The 25,707-nt window shown below is 70.1% G+C and carries 33 protein-coding genes; 12 read left to right on the top strand and 21 right to left on the bottom strand.

The genetic code is table 11. The features are described from left to right. Positions 1-7 precede the first annotated feature (7 nt). Genes VKV26_14390 through VKV26_14375 form a run of 4 tightly spaced genes read left to right on the top strand, consistent with a single transcriptional unit; the run spans position 8 to position 3,708 of the window. A complete protein-coding gene (locus VKV26_14390; GenBank protein ID HLZ71087.1) occupies positions 8-988 on the top strand; it encodes a DUF2232 domain-containing protein in 981 nt (326 codons plus the stop codon). Further along, positions 988-1,881, top strand: coding sequence for an ATP-binding cassette domain-containing protein (locus tag VKV26_14385; protein HLZ71086.1), 894 nt, complete (start codon positions 988-990; stop codon positions 1,879-1,881). The genes VKV26_14390 and VKV26_14385 overlap by 1 nt, the downstream gene beginning before the upstream one ends. Further along, positions 1,878-2,921, top strand: a complete 1,044-nt coding sequence (locus VKV26_14380) for an ATP-binding cassette domain-containing protein (protein ID HLZ71085.1) — start codon at positions 1,878-1,880, stop codon at positions 2,919-2,921. The genes VKV26_14385 and VKV26_14380 overlap by 4 nt, the downstream gene beginning before the upstream one ends. Continuing rightward, on the top strand, positions 2,914-3,708 hold the full coding sequence (locus VKV26_14375; GenBank protein HLZ71084.1) for an energy-coupling factor transporter transmembrane component T: 795 nt from the start codon (positions 2,914-2,916) through the stop codon (positions 3,706-3,708). Before VKV26_14380 ends, VKV26_14375 begins: the two co-directional genes overlap by 8 nt. Before the next feature lie 228 nt (positions 3,709-3,936). Here the strand turns inward: VKV26_14375 and VKV26_14370 are convergent, their stop codons facing one another. Next, a complete protein-coding gene (locus VKV26_14370) occupies positions 3,937-4,263 on the bottom strand; it encodes a hypothetical protein (protein ID HLZ71083.1) in 327 nt (108 codons plus the stop codon). An 86-nt stretch (positions 4,264-4,349) separates the two neighbouring features. Between VKV26_14370 and VKV26_14365 the strand changes: the two genes are divergently transcribed. Then, entirely contained in the window at positions 4,350-5,174 is an 825-nt protein-coding gene (locus VKV26_14365; protein HLZ71082.1) for an alpha/beta fold hydrolase, read from the top strand. Positions 5,175-5,179: 5 nt separating this feature from the next. On the opposite strand, the gene VKV26_14360 is transcribed toward VKV26_14365, so the two are convergent. Then, the gene (locus tag VKV26_14360) at positions 5,180-6,256 is read right to left on the bottom strand and encodes a Gfo/Idh/MocA family oxidoreductase (GenBank protein ID HLZ71081.1); all 1,077 of its coding nucleotides are present in this window, start codon (positions 6,254-6,256) and stop codon (positions 5,180-5,182) included. Between the two features lie 181 nt (positions 6,257-6,437). Between VKV26_14360 and VKV26_14355 the strand changes: the two genes are divergently transcribed. Further along, on the top strand, positions 6,438-6,875 hold the full coding sequence (locus VKV26_14355; GenBank protein HLZ71080.1) for a hypothetical protein: 438 nt from the start codon (positions 6,438-6,440) through the stop codon (positions 6,873-6,875). A gap of 30 nt (positions 6,876-6,905) precedes the next feature. Then, positions 6,906-7,259, top strand: a complete 354-nt coding sequence (locus VKV26_14350) for a hypothetical protein (GenBank protein ID HLZ71079.1) — start codon at positions 6,906-6,908, stop codon at positions 7,257-7,259. 15 nt (positions 7,260-7,274) lie between these two features. On the opposite strand, the gene VKV26_14345 is transcribed toward VKV26_14350, so the two are convergent. From VKV26_14345 to VKV26_14335, 3 genes are all read right to left on the bottom strand, one after another. Further along, positions 7,275-7,706: a helix-turn-helix transcriptional regulator gene (locus VKV26_14345; GenBank protein ID HLZ71078.1), complete on the bottom strand. Its 432-nt coding sequence runs from the start codon at positions 7,704-7,706 to the stop codon at positions 7,275-7,277. A gap of 140 nt (positions 7,707-7,846) precedes the next feature. Continuing rightward, positions 7,847-9,082 (bottom strand): CoA transferase, encoded by a 1,236-nt coding sequence (locus VKV26_14340; GenBank protein ID HLZ71077.1) that lies wholly within the window; start codon positions 9,080-9,082, stop codon positions 7,847-7,849. Between the two features lie 3 nt (positions 9,083-9,085). Continuing rightward, the gene (locus VKV26_14335; GenBank protein HLZ71076.1) at positions 9,086-9,886 is read right to left on the bottom strand and encodes an enoyl-CoA hydratase-related protein; all 801 of its coding nucleotides are present in this window, start codon (positions 9,884-9,886) and stop codon (positions 9,086-9,088) included. Positions 9,887-10,025: 139 nt separating this feature from the next. On the opposite strand from VKV26_14335, the gene VKV26_14330 reads away from it, so the two are divergent. Further along, positions 10,026-10,883 (top strand): carboxymuconolactone decarboxylase family protein, encoded by an 858-nt coding sequence (locus tag VKV26_14330; GenBank protein HLZ71075.1) that lies wholly within the window; start codon positions 10,026-10,028, stop codon positions 10,881-10,883. Here VKV26_14330 and VKV26_14325 read toward each other — a convergent pair. After that, complete coding sequence (locus VKV26_14325; GenBank protein HLZ71074.1) at positions 10,861-11,820, bottom strand: alcohol dehydrogenase catalytic domain-containing protein; 960 nt, start codon at positions 11,818-11,820, stop codon at positions 10,861-10,863. The genes VKV26_14330 and VKV26_14325 overlap by 23 nt on opposite strands. Positions 11,821-11,897: 77 nt before the next feature. Between VKV26_14325 and VKV26_14320 the strand changes: the two genes are divergently transcribed. From VKV26_14320 to VKV26_14305, 4 genes are all read left to right on the top strand, one after another. Further along, the gene (locus VKV26_14320) at positions 11,898-12,593 is read left to right on the top strand and encodes a DUF1614 domain-containing protein (GenBank protein ID HLZ71073.1); all 696 of its coding nucleotides are present in this window, start codon (positions 11,898-11,900) and stop codon (positions 12,591-12,593) included. 35 nt (positions 12,594-12,628) lie between these two features. Beyond that, the gene (locus VKV26_14315) at positions 12,629-13,087 is read left to right on the top strand and encodes an SRPBCC family protein (GenBank protein HLZ71072.1); all 459 of its coding nucleotides are present in this window, start codon (positions 12,629-12,631) and stop codon (positions 13,085-13,087) included. A gap of 211 nt (positions 13,088-13,298) precedes the next feature. Beyond that, a complete protein-coding gene (locus tag VKV26_14310; protein ID HLZ71071.1) occupies positions 13,299-15,152 on the top strand; it encodes an adenylate/guanylate cyclase domain-containing protein in 1,854 nt (617 codons plus the stop codon). Positions 15,153-15,437: 285 nt separating this feature from the next. Further along, positions 15,438-16,109 (top strand): hypothetical protein, encoded by a 672-nt coding sequence (locus tag VKV26_14305; GenBank protein ID HLZ71070.1) that lies wholly within the window; start codon positions 15,438-15,440, stop codon positions 16,107-16,109. Between the two features lie 246 nt (positions 16,110-16,355). On the opposite strand, the gene rpsI is transcribed toward VKV26_14305, so the two are convergent. The 15 genes from rpsI to rpmD all read right to left on the bottom strand — a co-directional run. Continuing rightward, a complete protein-coding gene (gene rpsI, locus VKV26_14300; protein HLZ71069.1) occupies positions 16,356-16,751 on the bottom strand; it encodes a 30S ribosomal protein S9 in 396 nt (131 codons plus the stop codon). After that, the gene (gene rplM / locus VKV26_14295) at positions 16,751-17,452 is read right to left on the bottom strand and encodes a 50S ribosomal protein L13 (protein HLZ71068.1); all 702 of its coding nucleotides are present in this window, start codon (positions 17,450-17,452) and stop codon (positions 16,751-16,753) included. Before rplM ends, rpsI begins: the two co-directional genes overlap by 1 nt. Beyond that, entirely contained in the window at positions 17,449-18,204 is a 756-nt protein-coding gene (gene truA / locus VKV26_14290; GenBank protein ID HLZ71067.1) for a tRNA pseudouridine(38-40) synthase TruA, read from the bottom strand. The genes rplM and truA overlap by 4 nt, the downstream gene beginning before the upstream one ends. A 53-nt stretch (positions 18,205-18,257) precedes the next feature. Beyond that, positions 18,258-18,608 carry a 50S ribosomal protein L17 gene (gene rplQ, locus VKV26_14285; protein ID HLZ71066.1) on the bottom strand — a complete coding sequence of 117 codons (351 nt, stop codon included), beginning with the start codon at positions 18,606-18,608 and terminating at the stop codon, positions 18,258-18,260. 27 nt (positions 18,609-18,635) lie between these two features. Then, the gene (locus VKV26_14280; GenBank protein ID HLZ71065.1) at positions 18,636-19,742 is read right to left on the bottom strand and encodes a DNA-directed RNA polymerase subunit alpha; all 1,107 of its coding nucleotides are present in this window, start codon (positions 19,740-19,742) and stop codon (positions 18,636-18,638) included. A 70-nt stretch (positions 19,743-19,812) separates the two neighbouring features. Further along, the gene (gene rpsD, locus VKV26_14275; protein HLZ71064.1) at positions 19,813-20,439 is read right to left on the bottom strand and encodes a 30S ribosomal protein S4; all 627 of its coding nucleotides are present in this window, start codon (positions 20,437-20,439) and stop codon (positions 19,813-19,815) included. Between the two features lie 112 nt (positions 20,440-20,551). Then, positions 20,552-20,965, bottom strand: coding sequence for a 30S ribosomal protein S11 (gene rpsK / locus VKV26_14270; GenBank protein HLZ71063.1), 414 nt, complete (start codon positions 20,963-20,965; stop codon positions 20,552-20,554). Between the two features lie 107 nt (positions 20,966-21,072). Further along, entirely contained in the window at positions 21,073-21,453 is a 381-nt protein-coding gene (gene rpsM / locus VKV26_14265) for a 30S ribosomal protein S13 (GenBank protein ID HLZ71062.1), read from the bottom strand. Positions 21,454-21,531: 78 nt separating this feature from the next. Further along, positions 21,532-21,645 (bottom strand): 50S ribosomal protein L36, encoded by a 114-nt coding sequence (rpmJ, locus tag VKV26_14260; protein HLZ71061.1) that lies wholly within the window; start codon positions 21,643-21,645, stop codon positions 21,532-21,534. 125 nt (positions 21,646-21,770) lie between these two features. Beyond that, positions 21,771-21,989, bottom strand: a complete 219-nt coding sequence (gene infA, locus VKV26_14255; GenBank protein ID HLZ71060.1) for a translation initiation factor IF-1 — start codon at positions 21,987-21,989, stop codon at positions 21,771-21,773. A 97-nt stretch (positions 21,990-22,086) separates the two neighbouring features. Continuing rightward, positions 22,087-22,848: a type I methionyl aminopeptidase gene (gene map / locus VKV26_14250; GenBank protein HLZ71059.1), complete on the bottom strand. Its 762-nt coding sequence runs from the start codon at positions 22,846-22,848 to the stop codon at positions 22,087-22,089. A gap of 73 nt (positions 22,849-22,921) precedes the next feature. Next, positions 22,922-23,590, bottom strand: coding sequence for an adenylate kinase (locus tag VKV26_14245; GenBank protein HLZ71058.1), 669 nt, complete (start codon positions 23,588-23,590; stop codon positions 22,922-22,924). Positions 23,591-23,621: 31 nt separating this feature from the next. Then, positions 23,622-24,974, bottom strand: coding sequence for a preprotein translocase subunit SecY (secY, locus tag VKV26_14240; protein ID HLZ71057.1), 1,353 nt, complete (start codon positions 24,972-24,974; stop codon positions 23,622-23,624). Position 24,975: 1 nt separating this feature from the next. After that, on the bottom strand, positions 24,976-25,509 hold the full coding sequence (gene rplO / locus VKV26_14235) for a 50S ribosomal protein L15 (protein HLZ71056.1): 534 nt from the start codon (positions 25,507-25,509) through the stop codon (positions 24,976-24,978). Next, positions 25,499-25,707, bottom strand: a 209-nt coding sequence (gene rpmD, locus VKV26_14230; GenBank protein HLZ71055.1) for a 50S ribosomal protein L30, incomplete at its 5' end; no start/stop codon positions are given. The genes rpmD and rplO, both read right to left, overlap by 11 nt.

The following is a 25,707-nucleotide window of genomic DNA, read 5'->3' as shown; positions in this document are numbered from 1 at the left end:
GGGCGGCTTGACGCCAGCGAGATCACCTGCAGCAAGCAACCGGGCGCCAGACGCTCGTGCGATCGCCGAAGGCGCCCTGCTGGGCGACCTCGCGGTGCTGATCGTGCTGATCAGCCTGTACGTGCCCTACGCCGGCCCGGCGATGGCGACGATCTCGCCCGTGCCCTTCCTGCTGCTGCTCGTGCGGCGCGGCTGGCGCGTGGCGATCGAGTCCGCGGCCGTGGCCTCGTTGCTGGTCGCCTTCCTGACCGGGCCGTTCAGCGCCTTCGCCGTCGGCACGCTCTTCCTGCGCGGCGCCTCACTGGGCATCGGGCTGCGCCGCGGCTGGCGCGTGAGCCGCACGATCTTCACGGGCGCGGCCTTCCTCTGGGTGTTCCTCTGCATCGGCGTGATCGCCTGGGCGCTGCTGATCCCGTCCTGGCGCACGGCCACGGAGCACGGTATCTCGCTCACCCTGCATCAGATCGCCAATCTCGGGGGGGCGCTGCTGGGCCTGGCGGGCCTCGGCGCCTGGTGGCAGCAGATCCATCCGCGCGTCAACGACGGCATCGCCTGGTTCATCCGCTACTGGCTGTACCTGTTGCCCGTCGTGGCCTGGCCGGTGCTGCTCGTGGCCGAGACGGCCGAGTACATCATCCTGGAAGTGATCATGCCGCGCTTCGGCGTGCAGCCGCCGCCGCTGCGCTTCCCCTGGGCACATGGCTCGGCGCGCGGCGAGCGCCAGCGGCCGGCAGGCGTACGCGGCCGGGCGCTGGCGGGGCTGGAGCGGCGGCTGAACCGTGCGGGCGAAGCCTCTGGCGATGCGCGGCCACGGGGCCGTGCCTTGCGCCTCGCGCAGCGTGTCGCCGTGCCGGCGCGGCCGTTGCCGCAGGAGGCCGAAGCCGCGCACAACGCGACGGGCAGCCGTGAGGGCGAGGGGCGCTGGGCGATGGAGGCGCGCCCGCTCGCCGGCCCGGCGCTGCCGCCCGAGCAGACGGGGCGCGAGTGATGCGTTCGATCAGGCGCCGCCTGTGGCCGGGTAAGCCGCAGCCTCCGTCGAGCAGCGGCATCCAGGTGGCCGGCCTGAGCTATACGCCGCCGGGAGCGGAGCGGCCCGCGCTGAGCGATGTCTCCCTCAGCCTGGCGCCGGGCGAGTTCGTGGCCCTGCTTGGCCACAACGGCTCGGGCAAATCGACGCTGGCGCGCCACCTCAATGGCCTGATCGCGCCGCAGCGGGGCAGCGTCTGCGCGGATGGCCTCTCCACCGCGGAGCCACGCGATCTGCCGGCGATCCGCCGCCGCGTCGGACTGATCTTCCAGAACCCCGACCATCAGATCGTCGGCGCCAGCGTGCTCGAAGACGTGCTCTGGGGCATGCCCGCGGGCCTCGACCCGGCGGAGGGCCGCCGCCGCAGCCTGGAGGCGCTGCGCTCCGTGGGGCTGGAGGGCTTTGAGGCGCACGCGACCTGGCGCCTTTCGGGCGGGCAGAAGCAGCGGCTGGCGCTGGCCGGCGTGCTGGCGCGCGGCCCGCACTATCTCGTCTGCGATGAGCCGACCGCCTTGCTCGACGGCGCCTCGCGCGAGGAGGCGAAGCGCCTGCTGCTGGGCTGTCGCGAGCGCGGCATCGGCCTGCTGTGGATCACGCATCGCCTGGAGGAGGCGCTGCCGGCCGACCGGCTTGTTGTCCTGAAGGCGGGCCAGATCGTCGCGCAAGGTACGCCACGCGAGCTGATCGGCGCTCACCCCGAGGTCGTGCTGTCGCTGCCCGCGCCCGTGGCGCTGGCGCGGCGGCTGCGCGAGCTGGGCGTCGACATCGATCCGTTGCCGACTTCAACCGACGCCCTCAGCGCCGAGCTTGTCGCCCTGCTGGAGCAGACCTCGGTCAGCGGAGGTGCGCGATGACACTTTGCGTCGAGCACCTGCGGCACATGTACCTCAAAGGCACGCCAATGCAGCACACGGCGCTGGTCGATGTCTCCTTCGACCTCGCGCCCGGCGACTGCGTGGCCGTGGTCGGCGTCAGTGGTTCGGGCAAGTCCACCCTCTCTCGCATCGTCGCCGGCCTGCTGGCGCCGACGGGCGGCAGGGTGCTGCTGGACGGCGCGGACGTGACCGCGCCGCCAACGTTGAACGCGTGGGGCCGGCGTCTGAAGGCATTCGGCCGTTGGTTGCTGCGCCTGCTGAATCCGCGGCGCTGGTTGGCCCGCCACAATTGGACGCTGCAGCCTGGCCGGCGCGGACCGAAGCCGGTGGCCAACTCGCGGCCGCGCGCGGTGATGCTCGCCTTCCAGAACCCCGAAGACCAGTTCTTCACCACCTGCGTGATGGAGGAAGTCGCGATCGGCCTCGTGCCGATCCTGCCGCCTGGCGTCGCCGGGAACGGAATGACGATCGGCGAGCTGCTGGCCAGGCCGCCGCCGGCGGTGCTCGAAGCGCTGCGTCTTGTGGAGCTGGACCCGACACAGTACGGGGCGCGCGATCCGTTCACGCTGAGCGGCGGCGAGCAGCGGCGCCTGGCCCTGGCCGTGCTGCTGGCGCGCCGCCCGCGCGTGCTGGTGCTGGACGAGCCCTCGGCCGGGCTCGACGATCCGGGCCGCGCCCGGCTCTACGCCTGCATCGAGCGGGTGCGCGAGGAGCAGAACACGGCGGTGCTGATCGTCTCCCACGACCTGGAAGAGGTGGCGGCGATTGCGGAGCGCGTGATCGTGCTGGCCGACGGCCGCGTGGCGGCGGCCGGGGCGACGGGCGAAGTCCTGCGCGACGCGGACTTGCTGACCAAAGCTGGGCTGGCGCCGCCGCCGCTGGTGCGCTTGCGCGCAGAGCTGGCCGCGCGTGGCCATGCCTTCGGCGGCGACTGGCTGGACGTGGAGCGGGCGGCGGCCGTGCTGGCGCCGGCGCTTGGCGCGGCCGGGCCCGAGCGAAGGGGCGCGGCCGGTGCTTGAGGGCATTCTCGAGATCGGCGCGGTGCCGGGGAACACGCCGGTGCACCGGTTGTGGGCCGGCACCAAGCTGCTGATGACCCTGATCCTGGCGATGACGCTTGCGCTGACCGGGCGCGTGTGGGCGCACTTCGCCGTCGCCGCGCTGCTGCTCTGCGCACTGATGCTGGCCCGGCTCTCGCCCGCGCTCATCTGGCGCGGCATCCGGCCGCTGCTCTTCGCCTTGAGCCTCGGCATTGTGTTGCTGGTGTTCACGACGGACGGCGCGCCGCTGCTGCGCCTCGGTCCGGCCGTGGCCACCGACAAGGGGCTGGCCGATGCGGTGCGACTGCCGGGCTTCCTGCTGCTGCTGGCGCTGGCTGCCTCGGTGGTGAACCGCACGACGCCGACCTCCGAGTCGGTGACGGCGCTGGGCGTGCTGCTGCATCCGCTGCGCTGGCTACGCGTGCCGGTGGACGAGCTGCTGACGATGTGCGCGATCAGCCTGCGCTTCCTGCCGATCATGGCGGAAGAGGTCACGCGGCTGCGCCAGGCGCAGGCGACGCGCGGCCTGGCGCTGGGGCAGGGCAGCATCGAATCGCGCAGCCGCGCCGTCGAAGGCTGGATCGCCGCGCTGATCAACGCCAACCTGCGCCGCGCCGCCGAGCTGGGTGAAGCGATGAATGCCCGCGGCTACGGCGATGCCGAGGCGCGCGAGTTTCCGGTGCAGCGCCCGCGCCTGGGCCCGGGTGACGGCATGGCGGCGCTGCTCTGCCTCGCCCTGGTCCTGGCCATCATCTTCGTGCACTGAGCGTGCGGCCCTCATCCTCACCCCCGACCCCCTTTCCTTCTCCCGATGATCCCTGTCGCCTGGAGCGCGATGTCCAATCAAGAGAAGCAGAGGGGCGATCCCGGGCAGTGCGTTCCATAGCCGGTGCGGTTAACTACACGTCGATGGAGCAGTACCCAAAGGATCGCCCCTCGCCCATCGTGCAACGAATGGGAGAGGGGGGTGAGGGCCGCACGCCGCGGCTCCACTTCACACCACCATGCTCGCGCGGCCGCCGACGCTGACGAACAAGTAGCCGGGCGGCGTGAAGCGGCGAAACAGCACCTCGACGCCCGGATACAGCTCCACCTGCGCGATCTGCTTGAAGACCATGCTGGAATCGCCGATGCGCACATCGGCGCGGCCGAGTCCGGTCCAGAGCAGCAGCGAGACCGGCACGCCCAGCGAATGCGAGGGCACGGTCAGCTCGAACACAGGCGCACCGCCGGCGCGGTAGGAGGCCGCATGCAGCGCACAGCCCAGCAGGGCGGCGATCTGCTCGGCCACCGCGACGGTGAGCGCAGGGTACTGTTCCACGCCCGCACCTCAGCTCAAACGCCGCCGCCGTCTTGTCGCACCGCCTATAATGCACCGCGGGCGCGTGCAGCGCGGGAGGCAGGACGATGCCATTGGCGGCGGTGAACGGAATTCAACTCTACTACGAGAGCCAGGGGAAGGGACCGGCGATCGTCTTCGCCCACGGCGCGGGCGGCAACCACATGAGCTGGTGGCAGCAGGTGCCCGTCTTCAGCGCCAACTACCGCTGCGTGACCTTCGATCACCGGGCCTTCGGGCAGTCGCTCGACTCAACCGGAGGAGGCCGGGCGCAGTTCGCCGCCGATGTGTTGGAGCTGCTGGACCAACTCGATATCGATCGCTTCGTTTTCGTCGCGCAGTCGATGGGCGGCCGTACAGCGGCGGGGCTGATCCGGCGGGCGCCGCAGCGGCTGCGCGGCGTGATCTTCGCGGGCAGCACGGCCGGCTCGGTGAGCGACGAAGTCCGCGAGCTGCAACGCCGGCACACGGCGAGCCTGCCCGCCGGCAGCACCTTGCTCGAGCGCGCCCTCTGGCCGAGGTACGCCGAGGCCAACCCGTGCATGGCCTTTCTCTATCGCCAGATCAACCGCCTCAATCCGAAGCGGCCGGCCGACTTCCTCGCGCTGCAGCCCGGCTACCGCGGCACCTTCTCGCCCTTCCTGGCCGAGTGCGGCGTGCCGATCCTCTTCCTCGTGGGCGAGCACGACGCGATCACGCCGCCGCACATCGTGCAGCGGGCCGCGGCGCTGGTGCCCCACGCCGAGTACCAGATGATTGCCGGAGCAGGGCATTCGGCCTACTTCGAACGGCCGGAGGCGTTCAACGCCGCGGTGCTGGGCTTCGTGCAACGCGTCGAGGCGATCGAGGCGAAAGACGCCGGCGAGCCGCCGGAGGCCGCGGCTGCCTCCTGAACTGCTCAGGCGCTGCTGAAACGGATCTCCGTGCGCGTGGCTGCCGCGTGGTAAACGGCATCGACCAGCTCGTGGGCACGCAGGGCGACGGCGAAATCGGGGAAGGCCAGCCGGTGTGCCGCCGCGGCACGCAGGAAGGCGAGGTCCTGCAGCGACCAGCGTTGCGCCGCCTGCTGCTCCGCCTCGCCCTCGATGCCGGCCAGGGCGAAGTAGCGGTCGAGCACCTGCGCCTCGCTCAACTCGGCCGGCCCGGCCCAGCTCGTGTGCATGCGGATCGGGCCGAGAAAGTCGTGATCGACCGTGAAGTAGCCGTTTTCGAAGAAGACTTCGATCCGGCGCAGCGAGGGCCGGCTCAGCACGTTGTGCCAGATCGAGACCAGCGTGGCCACGCAGCCGCCGTCGTAGCCCAGGGTGACGTGCGCCAGATCCTCGATGCCCGCGTGGCCGGCGTAGTTGCGCGTCTCGGCGCGCAGCCACTCGGGCTCGCCCAGCAGCCAGCGCAGCAGGTCGAGGTCGTGAATGCTGTGCTCGATCAAGGCGCCGCCGCCGGCCAGCGCCACGTCCTTGCGCCAGGCGCTGGCGTAGTGGCCCTGGATCGGGAAGAACTGATCGTCGCGGAAGATCAGCGCCATCGGCCGGCCGAGGCGCGCGTCGCCCGTCAAATCCTTCAGCACGGTGAGGATCGGCGAGAAGCGCAGCACGAGGCCGACCTGGTTGGTCACCCCTGCGGCCTGCACGGCCGCGGTCATCTCCCGCGCCGTGGCGAGATCCACCGCCAGCGGCTTCTCAGAGAAGATCGCCTTGCCCGCCCGCGCCGCGTGCAGCACCAGCTCGCGGTGTTCGCGCGTCGGCGTGCAGACGTAGACGGCGTCCACCTCGGGATGGCCGATCAGCGCATGCCCGTCGGCAAAGACGTGGCGCAGCGCGGCCAGCTCGGCGAAGCGGCGGGCGCGATCGATCTCGCGGTCGGCCACGGCCACGTACTCGGCGTCCGCCAGCTCGCGCCGGATCACGCCGCGGATCGCCCGCGCGTGCGCCCCGCCAATGTGGCCGGCGCCGACCAGTCCCACCCGCAGGGGCATCGCCGCTTCCTCCGGCCGACGTGGCCTCCCTGATCTGATCAAGCTCCCTCCGCCGCCTCGGCGCAAGCGCCGGGCGCCCGCCCTTCCCGGTTTGGTCGTGACGCGGTGTATGATCGGCGTGCGGCGCGGCGCCTGCCGCGGCAGGAGCGGCGTGGCAAGCACAGAGCAGGAGACCGGGTGCGTGAGGCGGGTGGATTGGGCGGCCGCGCTGGCCGGCGCGGCGATCGTGGTGCTGACCGTGGCCTGCGGCGGCTCCGCGAAGGACGACACGGCGAAGATCAAGGACCGGGTCAGCAGCCTGGTCGGCCACTACAACAGCGGCGACGCGAAGGCGATCCTGGATGACGACGTGCCCGCCTCGGCGCGGCGCACGTGCAGCGATAAGGACGCGAAGGACTTCCTGACGCAGGAGAAGCAACTGGCGCCGCGCTACTCGGTGCGAAGCGTGGACAACGTGAACGTGACGGGCAAGAACGCCAGCGCCACGGTTTCGCTGCTCACCGACGCGGCGAAGGCGACGCAGGTGCCCTTCGCGCTGGTGAAGAGCGGCGGCAACTGGCTGCTGGACACCAGCGGCATGGACGGGTGCAACGGGCTTTTCCCCGGCGCCACCGGGTGAGCCGTGGCGCGACCGGGCATGGATCGCATGATGAACGAAACGACAGAGCGACCGGCAAACCAGGCGAGGCAGGAGAACCTGGGCCGCGTGCTCGGCCTCTCGCTGGCGCGCAAGCTGCGGCTGGCCTGGCGGCTGCGCCGCGATCAGCGCGTGCCGCGCTACGCCCGGCTGCCGCTGATCATCGTGATCGCCTACGTGCTCTCGCCGCTGCACATTCTGCCGCCGCACTTGAAGGCGCTGCGGCGGCTGGACAACTGGTTGATCGCGCTGATCGGGCTCTGGTTGTTCGTGCGGTTGATACCGCACGACTTGCTGGAAGAGCATCTCAGCCGCGTCGAAAAGCGGCCGCGCGTGATCGACACCACGGCGCGGCTCACGTCCTGAAACGAGCGGCGGGCCTTACTCGGTCTTGAACGGGTTGACCATGCCGGCGTAGAGGTCGCTCCAGAATTTCAGCGTTTTCTGGTAGTTCTCAATCGCCGTGGCCCAGCCGTTCAAGAAGGCGTTACCGGCATCGGTCAGCGTGTAGGTGCGCCGCGCCGGGCCGGCCTCACCCGTCTCCCAGCTCGAACGGATGAAGCCCTGCCGTTCGAGCTGGCGCAACTGGCGGTAGATGCTGCCCGGATCGTTCGTTTGGTAGCCGAAGAGCATGAGCTGCTGCATTAGCTGGTAGCCGTGCATGTTCCAGTTGCGTAGCAGCAGTAGCAGATAGGCGGTCAGCAGATCGCGCGGCGGCGTCAGCGCCGGCGGCGGTTGCGGCCCGGCGGGCGCGCCGGACGGCGCCGTTTCCTCCGGGTTCGCCTCTTCATGCTCGTCGTCGGGAGTGGGCATCTGCGGCTCAGCTAGGTGCTTGGTACCCATAGGTGTGTTCCGAAACCAGTATACCACGTTGCCTCACCCCCGCGGCAGGCCGCGTCTCCCCAACCGGGAAAGGGGAGGATCCGTCCGAGGAACCAGTGACGCGCGGCACGCTAGATCACGCCGCTCTGCCGCAGGCCGGCCAGTTCGTCGGGGGCAAGGCCCAGCAGGCCGCCGTAGATCTCGGCGTTGGCGTCGCCCAGCAGCGGCGCCGGCCGGCGGATCGTGCCGGGCGTGGCGGAGAGATGCGGGTAGATGCCCGGCTGCGCCACCTCGCCCAGCAGCGGATCTTTGACGCGCACGATGTTGCCGCGGGCGGCGAAGTGCGGGTCGGCGAAGATGTCGGCGATGTTGAACACCGGGCTGCCCGGCACGCCGCCCGCGTCGAGCTTGCCCAGGCACTCCGCCTGCGTGAGCCCGCGCACCCAGACCGCGATCTCGGCGTGCAGCGCGTCCTGGTGCTGGCGCCGCGCGGCCGGCGTGGCGAAACGCGGGTCCGTGCGCAGCTCGGGCCGGCCAATCGTCTCGCAGAGGCGAGAGAAGACGCGGTCGGTGCCGGCGTGGACCACGACGTAGCGGCCGTCGGCCGTCTCGAACTGCTCGGCGGGCACCACGCCGGGCACCGTGTTGCCGTTGCGCTCGCGGATTTGACCGCTGCTGGCGTACTGCGCCGCCACCGTGCCCGACATCTTCCAGACGGTTTCGTAGAGCGAGACGTCGATCATCTGGCCGCGCCCGCCCTGGGCGATGTCGCGGTTGTAGATGGCCGTGAGCACGGCGAAGGCGCCGAAGAGGCCCGTGCCGTAGTCGGCGACGAAGTAGCCGGGCCGCGCGGGGGGCCGGTCGGCGAAGCCGGTGGCGTAGGTCATGCCGCCGATGGCGAGGCCGATGCGGTCGAAGCTGTACTTCTGCGCATAGGGGCCGGTCTGGCCGAAGCCGGAGCAGCGCAGCATGATCAGGCGCTCGTTCACCGCCGCCAGCTCGTCGTAGCCCAGGCGCCAGCGCTCCATCGTGCCGGGCAGGAAGTTCTCGATCACCACGTCGGAGACGGCGACCAGCCGCTTCAGCAGCGCCTGGCCCTCCGGCCGGCGCAGGTCGAGCGTGATCGAACGCTTGTTGCGGTCGTCCGCCGCCCAGCCGAAAGAACTGCCCTGCTCGCCGCGGTAAGCGTCGCCGATGCCCGGCTGCTCGACCTTGATCACGTCGGCGCCGAAGTCTGCCAGCAGGCAGGCGGCGAAGGGCGCGGCGATGATCTGGCCGCAATCGAGCACGCGCAGGCCGCGCAGCGCGCCCGGCTGCAGGTCCGCGGTCGTTTGCCCGGTGATCGCCCCGTTCGCGTGCTCGGCCACGGCTTAGCGCCCGCTGAAGACCGGCTCGCGCCGCTCGGTGAAGGCCTGCAAGCCCTCGCGGAAGTCGTTGCTGCGGAAGAGCGGCAGCAGTTGCAGGTAGACGTGATTGACGTTCGCCTCGAACGACTCTTCCAGGCCGAGCCGCATCATGCGCTTCGTCGCCTGCACGGCCAGCGGCGCGTTGTTGGCGATCTCCTCGGCCCAGGCGCGGGCCGTCTCCAGCAGCGTCTCGTGCGGCACGACCGTGTTCACCAGCCCGTACTCCAGGCAGCGCTGCGCGTCCAGGATCATGCCGCGGTAGGCGATCTCGGCCGCCTTCGCCCAGCCGATCAGCCGCGGCAGCAGCCAGGTGCCGCCCGACTCGGGCAGCACGCCGCGCTTGGCGAAGACGGCCGCGAGCTTCGCCTGGTCCGAGGCGATGCGGATGTCGCAGCCGAGCGCGAGGTCCATGCCGTAGCCGGCGGCGGCGCCGTTGAGGGCGCAGATGATCGGCTTGTCGACGTTGTGGATCACCATCGGCGGCGCGTTGCGCAGGTCGAACATGCGTCCCGGACCCTCGCCCACGCTGTCGCTGCCCTCGTTCTGGCGCTTCAGATCGAGGCCGGCGCAGAAGCCGCGCCCGGCGCCGGTGAGGATGATCACGCGCGTCTCTGCATCGGCCTCGGCGGCCATCAGCGCCCGCGAGAGGCCGGAGAGCATCGGCCCGGAGATGGCGTTCAGCCGCTCCGGCCGGTTGAGCGTGACCGTGGTGACGTGGCCCTCGCGCTCGACGATCAGGTCTTCGTAGCCCGGCTGTGTGCCCATGCGTTTCCCCCGCTTGCGGCCCGGTGAAAGTAGCTTGCTTTGCTCAAGTCACGGGCAGTGTGGCACGGTGGCCGGAGCAAGGTCAACGCGTCACCGCCGAAGGCGGCGTGCGCACCAGCAGGCATTGAGGAGCAGGACGATGAGCGAACAGCAGGTCCGGCCGCAGCGCAGCGAGCGCTTCCTGCGCGGCGCCGAGGTGGTCCGCCAGATCTTTCCCAACCGTGAGACCAACGCCGCGCTCGCGGCGCCGGAAGAGATCCGGCGTGACTGGGGCGCCTGGACGCTGGAAGTGGCGATGGGCGACGTTTGGTCGCGGCCGGGCCTCTCGCTGCGCAACCGCAGCCTGATCACCGTGGCGGCGTTGACGGCGCTGCACAGGCCGGAGGAGCTGCGGCTGCACGCCCTCGGCGCCCTGCGCAACGGCCTTTCGCGCCGCCAGGTGAGCGAGATCGTGATGCACGTCGCCGGCTACGCGGGCTTTCCCGTCGGCGTGGAGGGCATGCGCGTGCTGCGCCAGGCGTTCGACTCGGCGCCTGATCTCGATCCGCCTGAAGTGGCCGACACCGCCGGCCCCGCGCTCGCGGACCTGCCCGAGGACCGCTGGGAGCGCGCCCGCGCCGTGCTGCGCGTCCTGTTCCCACAGCAAAACCGTGCCCCGCTGCCCGTCCCCGCCGAGATCACGCCGGACTGGGGGCGCTGGGTGGCGATGAGCGCCTTCGCTGACCTCTGGGCTCGGCCGGGACTGAGCCTGCGCGAGCACAGCCGCGTCGTGCTCACGGTGCTGACCGTGCTGCACCTGCCGGAAGAGCTGCGGCTGCATATCGGCGTGGCGCGGAACATCGGCATCAGCCGCGAAGAGATCGCGGAGCAGATCATGCACCTGGCGGTCTACGGTGGCTTCCCCGTCGCGGTGGAGGCGATGCGCGTGGCGCGTGCCGTCTTCGACGCGGAGGATGGCAGCGGGGAGGACACGGCTACGGCTCGATCAGCACCTTGAGCGAGCCGCGCCGGCCCGCGCGTTCGTAGGCGGCGAGGCCGTCGGAGAGCGGAAAGCGCGCCTCGATCAGCTCGGCGAGGCGCACGCCGGCCGCCTCCAGGCGGGCAAAGCCGGCCAGCGCCCGTGGGAACGGGCCGCAGCGCGAGCCGATCACCGTCACTTCATCCACCACGATCGGCGCCAGCGGGGCGCGCGGCGGTTCCGCCACCGTCGTCTTCAGCACGATCGTGCCGCGCGGCCGCACCAGCGCCAGCGCACGCTCCAGGCCGTCCGCGGCGCCAGTCGCCTCGACCACGACATCCCAGCCGCGCTCGTTCAGCGATTCGGCCGGCGCCGTGCGCACGCCCCAGCCCGCCGCGATCGCCAGCTTCCGCGCATGGCGGCCGGCGAGCACGGGCGCCGCGCCGTCGCTGTGCAAAACGGCCGCGACGAGCAGGCCGAGCTTACCGTCGCCCAGCACCAGCCAGCGCTCGCTGGCCCGTGGCGGCCGCTGCTCCACGACCTCGTAGGCAGCCGCGAGCGGCTCCGTGAGCACGGCGAGCTCGTCGTCGAGGCCGGCGGGTATGCGGTGCAGGTTCTCCAGCGGCAGGCTGAGAAACTGCGCGTGGGCGCCGTTCCGGCCGAGGATGCCGAGCACCGTGCGGTCGGGACAGTGCCGCTGCCAGCCGGCGGCGCATGCCTCGCAGCGGCCGCAGCCGGCATTGATCTCGCCGGCGACGCGGGCGCCGATCAGCGACGCATCCAGCGCGGCGGCCACCTCGCCCACGAACTCGTGGCCGGGCACGCCGCGGAAGCCCATGTAACCGCGCACGAGCTGCAGATCGGTGTCGCAGACGCCGGCGAGCCGCATGCGCACCAGCGCCTCGTTTGGCCCGGGCCGCGGTTCCGCGGCCGCGGGATCCAGGCGCAGGCCGTCAGCGATGCGCAGCGCGAGCATGGCGCGTCTCTCCTCGGTGGCGGCGCCCGCCCGCGCGGCGTAGCGGACGGGCGGCCGCTGGCCCGTATACTAGCGCCATGCACGTACCCTTCGTCATCGCTCTGATCGCCATCGGCCTCGGCGTGCTGCTGATCGTCGTCGCCTTCGATCTGCTGACGATCTCGTTCGAGCATCTGGGCATCTCGCCCTGGGCCACGTTCCTGATCTTCGTCGCCTCGGCGATCGGCAGCCTGATCAACATCCCGATCTGGGCCAGCCATCCCGAGTTTCAACCGGGCGGCTTCTTCCGCATCCGCGAGCACATTTACTACGTGCACCCGCACATGGCCAACAACCAGATCGTGGCGATCAACGTCGGCGGCGCGGTGATTCCCATTCTGCTCAGTCTCTGGCTGCTGCCGCGGGCTCCCCTGCTGCGCACACTCGCGGCGACGGCGATCGTCGCCGTGATCGCGCACATCTCGGCCACGATCGTTCCCGGCCGGGGCATCACGATGCCCTTGCTGCTGGGACCGATCGTGGCGGCGGTGGCGGCGCTGCTGCTGACGGGCGGTCGGCGGGCGGCGCCGGTGGCCTACATCGCCGGGGCGATGGGCATCCTGATCGGCGCGGACCTCAGCAACCTGGGGCGCATGTCGGAGATCGGCTCCGGCGTGCTCAGCATCGGCGGTGCGGGCGTGTTCGACGGCGTTTTCCTCACCGGCCTGATCGCGGCCTTGCTGAGCTTCGACACCTCCTCGAAGAAGGCGCCGCCGGTCGAGATGCACGGATGAGCCGGCGACGCGCGGCGCGGCGTCGCGGCTGAGCGATGGCGAGCGTGGATGCGCAGGCCGTCTTCGCCCTGTCGCCGGCGGCGGCGTTCGCGGCGCTGGCCGACCTGCCGCGGCGGCCGGCGCTCGATCCGACGGTCGGCTCGATCGAGGCGCCCGCGTTTGTGCCCGAAGCCGGCGCCGCGTTCAGCGGCTGGGCCTCGCTCACGGGCAGCGACGAGGCATTTGAGGGCTCGATCACGGCGTACGAGCCGGACAGCTTCCTGGCGATCGGCTTCGCTTTCGGCAGCGGCGCCCGCTTCCACGAGGAGTGGCGGCTCAGCGCCACGGCTTCCGGCACGCTGGCGCGCTACCGCGCCGATCTGCGCCTGCCCGGCGGCTTCGTCGGCAAGCTGCTGGACCGCGTGATGGTCGGCGGCGGCTTCCGCAAGCAGCGCGAGGCGGTGCTGCTGCGCATCAAGGCGGGGCTGGAAACGGGCGGCCCTCACTCCCCCTGACCCCTCTCTCCCATACACCGAGTGCTGGAGATCTCCATCGGTTCAAGAGCGTATGGGAGAGAGGGGCGAGCCAGTGGCGGGCGTTCCGGCGCGATTGCGGAACGTGCGGCGTCGGAGCTGCGCACGGTGATGCCGCGGTTGGGGATGATGGCCTCCGCTGACCGCGGTCCGATGACGGCAAGGCATCGCGCCAAACGCTATGCTGTTGGCGATGAGTAGCTGGCCGAGTCCGACGCTGCCGACGGGCACGATCACGTTCCTGTTCACGGACGTGGAGGGCTCGACGCGCCTCTGGGAAGAGCATTCTCAGGCGATGCGCCAGGTGATGGCCCGCCACGACGCCCTGCTGACACAAGTCTTCGAGCGGCATGACGGGGTGGTCGTCCGCCCGCGCGGCGAAGGCGACTCGCTCTTCGCCGTCTTCGTCCGTGTCTCCGACGCCGTGGCCGCCGCGCTCGCCGGCCAGCGGGCGCTCGCCGCCGAGGATTGGGGCGAGATCGGTCTGCTGCGGGTGCGGATGGGGCTGCATACGGGCGAGGCGGACCTGCGTGAAGGTGACTACTACGGCTCAGCGGTCAACCGCTGCGCCCGCCTCCGCTCTGCTGGCCACGGCGGCCAGATCCTGCTCTCCGAGGCGACGGCGGTGCTGGTACGCGGGACTGTGCCGCAGCACGTCCCATTGGTGGATCTGGGCCGGCACCGCCTCAAAGATCTCAGCGAGGCGGAACCGATCTTCCAACTCCGCGCCCCGGATCTGCCGGATGCCTTCCCGCCGCTCGCCACGCTCGACGCGCATCCGAACAACCTTCCGTTCCAGCTCACCAGCTTCATCGGCCGCGAGCAGGAGCTCTCCGATCTCGTTCATTTGCTGGGCGCGGCGCGGCTGATCACGCTCACCGGTCCTGGCGGCAGCGGCAAGACCCGGCTCGCTCTGCAGGTCGCGGCCCAGATGCTGGACGCGTTTCCGGACGGCGTCTGGTTCGTGGACCTTTTCGGCGTGCTGGACGCGGTGGGCGTGATTCCGGCTATCGCCCAGGTGCTGACGGTGCGGGAGAGCGAGGGCCGCTCGTTGGCCGTCTCGCTCGCCGCCTATCTGCGGCGCAAACGGCTGCTGCTGTTGCTGGACAACTTCGAGCAGGTGGTGGCGGCGGCGCCGCAGCTTTACGAGCTGCTGACGGCGGCGCTCGGGCCGACCATACTCGTGACCAGCCGCGTGCTGCTCCGCGTGGGCGGCGAGCATGTTTACACCCTGCAGCCGCTGCCGCTGCCTGATCTCGCCGGAGACGCCGCGCCCGAGCGGGTGCGCCACAATCCAGCGGTGCAGCTCTTCGTCGCGCGGGCGCAGGCACTGGAGCCGGACTTTGCGCTGACCGCGGACAACGCCATCGCCATCGCGACCATCTGTACCCGGCTCGACGGTCTGCCGCTGTCAATCGAACTCGCCGCCGCACGGGTGCGGCTGCTGCCGCCGCGTGCCTTGCTGGAGCGTCTGGACCAACGGCTGCCGCTGCTAACCGGCGGCGAGCGCGAACGTCCGCGGCGGCAGCAAACCTTACGCGATACGTTGCAGTGGTCATGGGAGCTGCTAGAGCCGGCCGAGCAAGCGCTGTTCCGACGCTTGGGGGTGTTTGCCAGCGGCTGGACACTGGCGGCGGCCGCGGCGATCTGCGACCGGGCGGGGGAACTCGACCTCCTGGAGGGACTCACTTCGTTGGTGGACAACAGCCTCGTGCACCAGCGCGGGCTGGACGGTGAGACGCGCTTCGGCATGCTGGCGACGCTACGGGAGTTCGCGCTCGAACAGTTAGAGGCGAGTGGCGAGGCAGCGGCGCTGCGCCGCCATCACGCGGAGTATTACACCGACCTGGTCGAGCGGGCGGCCGCGACGTATCGGCGTACCGGCTGCGCGCTGGACCTCCTGCGCGCCCTGGATCCCGAGCACGATGAATTCTCCGCGGCGCTGGAGTGCTTGGCTGAGCAGCAGGACGCGGCACTGGGGCTGCGGCTAGCCGGTTCGCTGGGCACGTGGTTCTTGATGCGTGCACTCGGCGAGGGACAGCGGTAGCTAGCGCGGATGCTCGGCATACGCGGAGTAGAGGAGCTTCCCCTCGCTCGAGGCGTTGCCCTTAGCTGGGCGACGCAACTCGCCATTTTTCTGGGCGAATCGACGGTGGCGGCGGACTATGCCGAACAGACTGTGGCGACCTTCCGAGTAGTCCGGAATGTGCGCGGGTTGAGCCTTGCTCTCGGCTCTCTGGGTGATTCGTTATCAACAATCGATCGGCCTCGGGCGCAGCAGTTGGTGGATGAAGGGCTGGCGTTAGCTCGGACCACGGGCGATCGTCGCGTGATGGCGTACGCCGAGGGCTACGCCGGGTGGCCCCGCTGGCAGGCCGGCGACGCCGCCGGCGCCCGGCCCCATTTCGAGGAGGCCGTACGCCTCGCCCGCGAGTCGGGCGCCGATTACCTCATCATGCACACGCTCGGGCTTCTGGCTTGGCTGGAGCGGCTCGAAGGGCATCCTGACGAGCTACGCCGCCTGCTCCTGGAGGCACGCCCGCTCGCCGAGGCATTCCGAGACCGCTTCCGGCTCGCGATGTACGGCATCGACCTGGGACTGCTGGCGAGCAGTGAGGGGGACTTCGAGCGGGCAGTGGTCGAACTGCAAGCTGGTCTGCGCGCGGCGACCGAAATCGGCAGCATGCCGTTCACTACCACCGGTCTCGCGGGGCTGGCGGGTGTCCTCACCGCCCGGAGCGGGCCGGCGGCGGCGGCACGGTTGCTGGCCGCATGCGAAAGCACGTGGCGGGACGCAGAGCAGTACGGCTTCTGGCGGTCCTACTTTGACGCCGCCTTCGAAGCAGCCCTAACGCGGACGCAGACGGCGCTCAGTTCGGAGGAGTTTGCGCAGGCGTGGGCGGAGGGGCAGGCGCTGTCGCTGGACCAGGCCGCCGACCTCGCGCTGGCCGAGCTTGCGGCGTTGTCGCCTGATCCGAGCTTTTCGGCTGACGCGGGCGCGTAGCCGTCCGGATGTCCTGCACGAGTCGTACAACCTCGGTCGGCCGGTGCGTCACCGTTCCGGGTGGCTGTGCGGAACGCCGCTGGTCGCGGCTGCGGCCGCGACGGGCCGTTCGCGAACGGCCCCTACCATGCCGGGGTAATCGCAAATCGCTCGGACTGCCCGACGCCGGATCGCCCCTCTCCTTCTCTCCAAGATTGGGAGAAGGATCAGTGGAATATCACGGGGGTGAGGATGAGGGCCGAGCCGCTACCGCTTGGTGTACTGCGGCGCTTTGCGGGCGCGCTTGAGGCCGTACTTCTTGCGCTCCTTCATGCGGGCGTCGCGGGTGAGCAGGCCGGCTTTGCGCAGCGTCGGCTTCAGGGTTTCGTCGGCCACGACCAGCGCACGGGAGATGCCGTGCGAGATCGCGCCCGCCCAGCCGGTGATGCCGCCGCCCTCGACCTTGATCTGCAGGTTGAAGCGACCCGCCTGGCCGGTGATGCGCAGCGGTTGCTGCACGACGGCCTGATGCAGCGGGCGTGTAAACACCTCTTCCAGCGCCTTGCCGTTGACCACGATCGTGCCGGTGCCGGGGTAGAGGCGGCAGCGCGCCACCGAGGTCTTGCGCCGGCCCGTGCCGTGGAAGTAGTGCTCGTGCTGCATCATGACCGGTCGGCCTCCTCGGCGTTGTGAGCCGTCGCGTTCTCTTCGGTTGCCGGCGCCTCGGCTGCCTCCTCGGGCGCGGCCAGCTCGGCCACCGGCTCCTCGCCCGCGGGCAGCTCGGCAGCAGGCTCTTCGGCCGCCGGCAGTTGGGCCGAGGGCGCCTGGGTGAGCGGCGCGGCCATCGCGGCCGGCGCCGTCGCGCTCGCCGTGGCAGCCGGCTTCGCTGCGGCCTTCTTCGCGCGGGCGCGGTCGGGCGGTGGCGGTTGCGAGAGCGCGGGCTGCGCCGGACCGTTCACCTGCGCCGCGTGCGGGTGCTCCGGGCCGACGTAGACCTTGAGATGGCCGTGCAGCGAGCGGCCGAGTCGGTTGTGCGGCAGCATGCCGAACACCGCCTTCTCGACCACGCGCGCCGGGTTGCGCTCGATCTGTTCGCGTACCGAGCGGATCTTGAGCCCACCCGGGTACTGCGAGTGGCTGTAGTACTTCTTCTGCTCCAGCTTCTGGCCCGACAGCGCGACCTTCTCCGCGTTGATCACGACGACGTAGTCGCCCGTGTCCAGGTGTGGCGCGTAGGTCACCTTGTGCTTGCCGCGGATCAGGCTCGCGGCGTGCGTGGCCAGGCGGCCCAGCGGAATGTTGCTGGCGTCGAGCACGTGCCAGGTGCGGCGCACCTCGGTTCGCGTCGTGCTGTAGGTCTTCATGCGTCCTCACCCGCCTCGAATCGCAGCTCGGCGTAGGCTACGTCCACCAGGCACAGCCCCTGCGGCGGCGCCGCGGGCCCGGCCGCGCCGGGCTGGGGCTGCCGCAGCCACGCCTCGATCTGCTGCTCACTCAGCTTGCCTCTGCCCAACTCCACCAGCGCGCCTACCATTCGCCGCACCTGGTGCGGCAGGAAGGCGTTCGCCCTGAACTCAAACCGCAGCAGCCGCCCCTCCCCGGCAACGGCCGCTTCCTCCATCGTGCGCACCGTCGCGGCGTTGGGCTGCTTCAGCGGCGCCGCGAACGAGGCGAAATCGTGCTCTCCCACCAGCAGCGCCGCCGCTCGCCGCATCGCCCCAGCGTCCAGCGCATAGCGCACGTGCCAGGCCGTGCGCAGCAACAGGGGCGAACGCACCGGCGCGTTCCAGACCCGGTAGCGGTAGCGCCGCCAGAGCGCCCTGCGCCGCGGATCGAAGCCCGCGGGCGCTTCAGCCACCGCCAGCACCGCGATCGCGGCCGGCAGCCGCGCGTTCAGCGCCCGTTGCAACTCGCCTGCCGACCAGCGCCGCGGCAGCTCGAGCACCGCCACCTGGCCCGTCGCGTGCACACCGGCATCGGTTCTGCCGGCGAACCGCGCCCGCACGGCTCGTCCTGCCAGCGGCTCCGTGGCCCGCTCCAGCTCACCCTGGATCGACGGCCCGTTCGCCTGCAGCTGCGAGCCGCGGTAGTTCGTGCCGTCGTAGGCCAGGCGCAGCGCAAAGGTTCGCTCGTGCTCCTCCAGTTTCGTGCCCCGCCGCCGGGCCGGCGCTAGACCAGCTCGATGATCGCCATGTCCGCGCCGTCGCCCAGCCGTGGCCCGAGCTTGATAATGCGTGTGTAACCGCCGGGGCGATCGGCGTAGCGCGGCCCCAGCTCGGCGAAGACGTGCGTCACCACGTCCGTGTCGTAGACCACGCGCAGCGCCTGCCGGCGCGCGTGCACGGTGCCGTCTTTGCCGAGCGTGATGATCTTTTCCGCCATGGGCCGGATCTCCTTCGCCTTCGGCGCGGTGGTCTTGATCCGGCCGTAGCGCAGCAGGTCGGTCACCAGGTTGCGGAACATCGCCGTGCGGTGGCCGGTGTTCCGGTCGAACTTACGGCCGCTTACGCCGTGTCGCATCGCAGATCTCAGCAGCGCGTCGCGGCGCTACTCCTCCTCGTCGTCTTCGCGGCGGCGCAGGAAGTCGATCCCGCTCGACGCGTCGGATTTGCCGCGCAGCGCCTCCATCAGCGCCGCGCCCAGCGTGCCCAGCTCTTCCTCGTCTTCTTCGCCTTCCTCATCGCCCAGCGCGGTCGAAGAGGAGCCGGCGGCAAGCGCCGACGGGTCGAGGAAGCCCATCTCCACCAGCTTGTCGCGCAGCTCGTCGTAGGACTTGCGGCCGAAGTTGCGCAGCGAGAGCAGCTCGTCCTCGCTCTTCTCCAGCACCTGGCCCACGGTCATCAGGCCGCTGCGCTTCAGGCAGTTGTAGGCGCGGACGGAGAGGTTGAGGTCTTCGATCGGCGTGTTGTAGCGGTCGGGCGGCAGCATCGAGACGGGGCCGAGCCCCTTGTCGTCGCGCTGCACCGTGGGGCGGCCGAGATGGCTGAACAGCGAGAAGTGCGCGATCAGCATATCGGACGCCTGGGCCACGGCCTCCTGCTCCGTGATCGTGCCGTCCGTCCAGACCTCGAGGATCAGCTTGTCGTAGCTGGAGGCGGCGCCCTCGCCGCGGATGCGCTCGACGTTGTAGTTGACGCGGCGCACCGGCGTGAAGATCGCGTCGACCGGGATCATGCCGATCTGCATGCCGCCGGCGGCGCCGGCGGGCACATAGCCGTGGCCGCGCTCGACCGTCAGCTCCACGGTGAGGCGGGCGCTGTCGTCGTCCAGCGTGGCGAGGTGCAGCGCCGGATTGACGATCTCGAAGTCGGCGGTGGGCTGGATCTGGGCAGCGGTAACCTCGCCCGCGCCCTGTACCTCAAGGTAGAGCTTGCCGGGCCGGTCCGAGTACGCCTGCAGGCGCACCTCTTTGAGGTTCAGCAGGAACTCGGTGGTGTCCTCCTTCATGCCGGCGATCGTGGAGAACTCGTGGTCCACTTCGTCGATGCGCACGGCGGTGATCGCCGCGCCGGGCAGCGAACTGAGCAACACGCGCCGCAGCGCGTTGCCGAGGGTCGTGCCGAAGCCGGCGGGCAGCGGCTGCACGACGAAGCGTGAGGGGCGGCCCTCCTCGCTCTCTTCGATTTCGATTTGCGGTGTCACTAGCTGGGTCAACGATGTTCCTCCCCGGGCGGCCCGCCCGGTCTCCAAGTCCTCCGCCGCAAATCCCAGGGCGAGTGGGTAGTTAGCGAGAGTAGTATTCGACAATGACGCTCTCATCAAAGGTGCGGTCGGCGTCGGCACGGGCGGGCATGCCGGTGACGCGGCCGATCATCTGCTCGCGTTCGAGGGCCAGCCAGCTCGGCGTGGCGGCCGACTGCGCCATCGCCTCGCGGACCTTGAAGTACTCGGTGCGGCGCCCGCCCGGCGTCCAGCCGATCACGTCGCCGATCTTCACCTGGGCCGAAGGGATGTCCGTCTTGCGGTTGTTGAGCGTGATGTGGCCGTGGCGCACGATCTGCCGGCCCTGGTCGCGCGAATCCGCCCAGCCGAGGCGGTGCACGACGTTGTCGAGCCGCTGTTCGAGCAACCGCACCAGGTTCTCGCCGGTCACGCCCGGCCGGCGCACGGCCTGCTCGTAGTAGATGCGGAACTGCTTCTCCAGCACGCCGTAGGCGAAGCGCGCCTTCTGCTTCTCGCGTAGCTGCAGGCCGCGGTCAGAGACCTTGCGGCGGCGCGTGCTGCGCGGCCCGGGCGGCTGGTTGCGCCGCTCGATCGCGCACTTCGGCCCCATGCAGCGCTCGCCCTTCAGAAACAGCTTCTCACCGTGCCGGCGGCAGACCCGGCAGTCCGGGCCCGTGTATCGCGCCATGGACGAAATCCTCTCCAGTTGCCCTGATCCCGTGAGACAGACGGCCCACCAGCCCCGCGGTCCTGCCGGCCGCCGGGCCGCTTTGGGCCGCGGAAGCGCCAGAAGTGGGTGGTTACACCCGCCGCCGCTTGGGCGGGCGGCAGCCGTTGTGCGGCACGGGGGTCACATCGCGGATGCTGAGCACCAGCAGGCCGGCGGATTGCAGGGCGCGGATCGCCGCCTCGCGCCCGCTGCCGGGCCCGCGCACGAAGACATCGACCTGGCGCAGCCCGTGCTCCATCGCCCGACGGGCGGCGCCCTCGGCCGCGACCTGGGCGGCGTAGGGTGTGCTCTTGCGCGAGCCCTTGAAGTTGGAGCTGCCCGCGCTGCCCCAGGAGAGCGCGTTGCCGTTCGGGTCCGTCAGCGTGATGATCGTGTTGTTGAAGGTCGACTGCACATAGGCGCGCCCGCGCGGCACCGACTTCCGCTCACGCCGCTTGCCGCGCTGCGCGCTGCGGGCCCCCGCACGCTGCTGTCTCTCTGCCATACCGTCTCCATCTGCCGCCGGGGGATGCTGCCGCCGCGGCGTGTCTGACCGTCTCCCCCGCACACGGGCACGCCGGCGCTGCTGCCGTCAGCAGAACGCTGCCAGGCTTACTTCTTGCCGGCGCGCCGCTTGCCGGCCACGGTGCGGCGGGCGCCGCGCTTGGTGCGGGCATTGGTGCGCGTGCGCTGGCCATGCACCGGCAGGTTGCGCCGGTGGCGCAGGCCGCGGTAGCACTGGATGTCGATCAGCCGCTGGATGTTCTGCCGCACCTCGCGCCGCAGATCGCCCTCGACCACGTACTGCTTGTCGATGATCTCGCGCAGGCGGTTGACCTCGTCGTCGGTCAGGTCGCGCACGCGCGTGCTGGGTACGACGCGCGCCTGGTCGATGATCTTGAGCGCGTTGCTCGGCCCGATGCCGTAGAGATAGCGCAGCGAGATCGCCACGGGCTTGTCGCGAGGAATGTCGACGCCGGCGATACGTGCCATCAGTCCCGTTCTCCTGGCCCCGCGGGGCCAAACCCGGCCGCGCGTGCAGGCAGCACGCGCGGCCGGGAGCGTTCTCCGCTATCCCTGGCGCTGCTTGTGCTTCGGTATCTGACAAATCACGCGCAGCACGCCGTGCCGGCGGATCAGCTTGCACTTCTCGCAGCGCGGCTTCACCGACGCTTGAACTTTCATCACCAACTATCCCTGCCGCGGGCGCCGGGGCTGCCCGCCGCTCACGCAAACGCACGTCCGACGCCGAGCCGTGCGCGAAGGCACGGCGCGTCGGGCGCTCCAAACGCCAATGTTAGCACAGCGTTCTATTTGAAGCGATAGGTGATGCGCCCGCGCGAAAGGTCGTAGGGCGACAGCTCTACCAGCACGCGGTCGCCCGGCAAGATCCGAATGAAATGCAGCCGGATCTTGCCGGAGATGTGCGCCAGCACCTCATGCCCGTTCGCCAGCTCGACCTTGAACATGGCGTTCGGCAGGGGCTCTCTCACCGTGCCTTCAACTTCGATCCCGTCTTTCTTTGCCATATACCCCCACGGTTAGTGATGCAGGTTCATGCGCAGCGGCCTCTTGCTACTGCTTCAAGTCGCATTGCCGTATTGTCGCACTGTACCGCCCCGGTGGCTACGGCAGGGTCAGCACTTCGGCGCCGTTTTCGGTAATCGCGATCGTGTGCTCGAAGTGGGCCGAGAGGCTGCCGTCGGCCGTGGAAACGGTCCAGCGGTCCGGCTGTTCCTGCGTCAGATAGGTGCCGACGTTCACCATCGGCTCGATCGCGATCACCCAGCCCGGCCGCAGGATCCGTCCCGTGCCCGGCTCCCCGTAGTTCGGTATTTGCGGCTCTTCGTGCATGCGCCGGCCGACGCCATGCCCCGCGTACTCGCGCACCACGCTGTAACCGCGAGATTCGGCGTACTGCTGCACCGTGGCGCCGATGTCGCCGATCCGCGACCCGGCCCGCGCCGCCTCGATGCCGGCCTGGAGGGCGCCGCGCGTCGTCTCGATCAGCCGCGCCGCCTCGGCAGAGACCGTGCCGCAGGGCACGGTAATCGCCGTGTCGCCGACGAAGCCCTTGAATGTCGCGCCCAAGTCGAGCGAGACGATATCGCCGTCCTTCAACACGCGGCTGCCGGGGATGCCGTGCACGATCTGCTCGTTGATCGAGACGCAGACCGTGGCCGGGTACGGCGGCTTCCCGCCGGGCGCGTAGTTCAAGAAGGTCGGCGTGACGCCGCGACGCTTGTATTCGTCCAGTACGATCTCATCCAGCTCGCGCACCACGAGGCCGGGCCGCACCGCCTGCCCCAGCAGTTGCAGCACCTCGGCCACGTGCCGGCCGGCCTCACGCATCACCTTGATCTCGTCGCGTGACTTGACCTCGACCACGACTTCCGCCTGCCTTCGCGCCTCGCGCCGTTCCGTGCCGTTCGTCCAGCGCCGCCGGCGCGGCAGCGGGAGGTTAAACCGCCGCGCCATCGCGCAGTCCCCGCACGGCGGCGATCAGCTCACGCCCGACCGCGTCGGGCGCCTGCTCGCCATTGACCCGCTTCAGTTTGCCCTGGCCCTGGTAATACTCCACCAGCGGCATGGTCTGGTTGAAGAACACCTGCAGCCGTTCGCGCGCCGTCTCCGGCTTGTCGTCCACGCGCTGGTACAGCTCGCCGCCACAGATGTCGCAGACGCCGGCGACTTTGGGTGGGTGCGTGACCTCGTGGAAGACGTGCAGGCCGTTGTTCTTGCAGATCAGGCGGCCGGAGAGGCGCGTCATCAGCTCCGGCTCGGAGACCTCGATGTAGAGCACGACCTCGATCGCCTTGCCCTCGCGCGCGAAGGCCGCGTCGAGCGCCCGCGCCTGCTCGAGCGTGCGGGGGAAGCCGTCCAGCATGGCGCCGTTGGCCGCGTCCGGCTCGGCCAGCCGCTCCAGGAACATGCGGATGGTCACGTCGTCCGGCACGAGCTGGCCCTTGTCGTAGTAGGAGCGCACCAACGCGGCCAACTCGGTCTGCTGCGTGCGCACGGCGCGAAACAGATCGCCGGAGGCGATCTGCGGCAGGCCCGTTTCGCGCATCAGCGTCTCGGCCTGGGTGCCTTTGCCGGCGCCCGGGGCGCCGAGGAGGAGGATGTACATGCGTCCGTCCGGCGCGGCGCCAACGGCGCCGCTAGCGTATGAAGCCTTCGTAGTTGCGCATCAGGAGCTGCGCCTCAAGCTGTTTCATCGTGTCGATCACGACGCCGACGACGATCAAAAAGCCGGTGGCGCTGATCGTCAGCGCCTGCACGCCGGTGAGCCGCGTGGCGAAGTAGGGCACGATCGAGACGATGCCCAGGAACAGCGCCCCAGCCCAGGTGATGCGGAAGAGCACGCGGTTAATATACTCCGAGGTCGGCCGGCCGGGGCGGATGCCGGGAATGAAGCCGCCTTGCTTCTGCAAATTCTCCGCCACGTTCTGCTGCTGGAAGATGATGATCGTATAGAAGAAGGTAAAGATCATCACCAGGAAGAAGACGGCCACCTGGTAGATCAGGCCGTTGGGCTGGAACGCCGTCTGCAGCCAGTGGGCGAAGTCGCGCACCCAACCCGTGGCCGAGGTGGCGAAGTATTGGGCGATGAAGCTGGGCAGGATCATGAGCGAGAAGGCGAAGAGCAGCGGAATCATGCCCGCCGAGTTGACCTTCAGCGGAATGTAGGTTTGGCCCGACTGGCGGTACATGCGCCCGCCGCGGAAGACGCTGCGCGAGTACTGCACCGGCACGCGGCGCGTCGCCTCGTTGAAGATCACGATCGCGAGAATCAGGATGAAGGTGAGCACCGCGAGCAGCATGATCGCGGCCACGCCAGAGGCCGAAAAGATGTTGTTGCCCGCGAGGCTGGGAATGGCCGCGACGATGCCGCCGAAGATCAGGATCGAGATGCCGTTGCCGATCCCCTTCTCCGTGATCAGCTCGCCGATCCAGATACAGAACAGCGTGCCGGCGAGCACCGAGGCGAGCGTGGCGATGGTCGGCACAAAGGTACCAGCGCTGAACAGGCCGAAGTCGCGCAGCACCGGGCCAGCCGGCGTGCTGGTGCGCGTGAGCAGCGAGAGCTGCGCGTAGGCCTGGAAGAGGCAGAGCGGCACCGTCAGCCAGTGCGTGTAGAGCTGGATCTGGTTCTGGCCGCGCTCGCCCTCCTTGGAGAGCGCCTGCAGACGCGGCACCACCGGCACCAGCACCTGCATCACGATCGAGGCCGTGATGTAGGGGTAGACGCCCGTCGTCGCCACGCTCAGCCGCCGCAGCGTGTTGCCGCTGAAGACGTTGAGGAAGCCGAGCACCGCGTTGCCGTTGAAGGCGTCGGTGAGCGCGGCCTGGTTGACATTCGGCAGCGGCACGTGGGCGATCGCGCGGAACACGACCAGCATGGCGAACGTGAACAGCAACTTCTCGCGCACGTCCGGCTGGCGGAAGGCATCGATGCAGGCTTGCAGCAGGCGCGGGCGGTTGCCCTGCGCTGCCGTCGGCGGCTGTGCCACCCTACTCCTCCGCTTCCCCTGGCGCTTCCCCTGGCGCTTCCCCTGGCGCTTCCGTTGCTGCCGCGGGCGCGGCCGCCTCGCGCACCGGCCGCGGCTCCAACTCGTCCACCGTGCCGCCGGCTGCCTCGATCTTCTGGCGCGCCCCGCTGGTGAAGCGTTGCGCCCGCACCGTGAGCGGATGCGTCAGCTCGCCTTCGCCCAGCACTTTGAGCGGCTTGTCGTCGCGCTTGATCACGCCGGCCGCGAGCAGCGAATCCTTCGTCACGACGCTGCCAGCCGGCAACGCCGCGAGCTGGCGAAGGTTCACCCACTCGTACTCGACGCGGAAGATGTTGGTGAAGCCGCGCTTGCGCGCCATGCGCCGCACCAGCGGCAACTGGCCGCCCTCGAACCCGAGGCGGATGTCGTTGCCGCTGCGCGCTTTCTGGCCTTTGAGACCCTTGCCGGCGTAGGTGCCCTTGCCCGACGCATTGCCGCGGCCGACGCGGATCCGCCGATGCCGCGCCCCGGGCGCGGAAAGCTGACTAAGATCCACGGCGTCGCTGCTCCTGCCTTGCGCTCTGGTCGCTCTCGTCGACGAGGACCAGGTGCCGGACCTTGTGGATCATACCACGCACGGTCCGGCTGTCGGAAAACTCGACCGTCTGCCCCAGCTTGCGAAAGCCGAGCGATCGGATCGTCTGCTTCTGGTCCTCTTGGCAGCCGATCGCGCTGCGTTTCCAGGTAATCCGTA

The organism is Dehalococcoidia bacterium, from assembly GCA_035310145.1.
In the GTDB taxonomy this organism is placed as follows: Bacteria; Chloroflexota; Dehalococcoidia; order CAUJGQ01; family CAUJGQ01; genus CALFMN01.
Note: the sequence above shows the minus strand (reverse complement) of the source record. Positions and strands in the feature narration are given on the sequence as shown.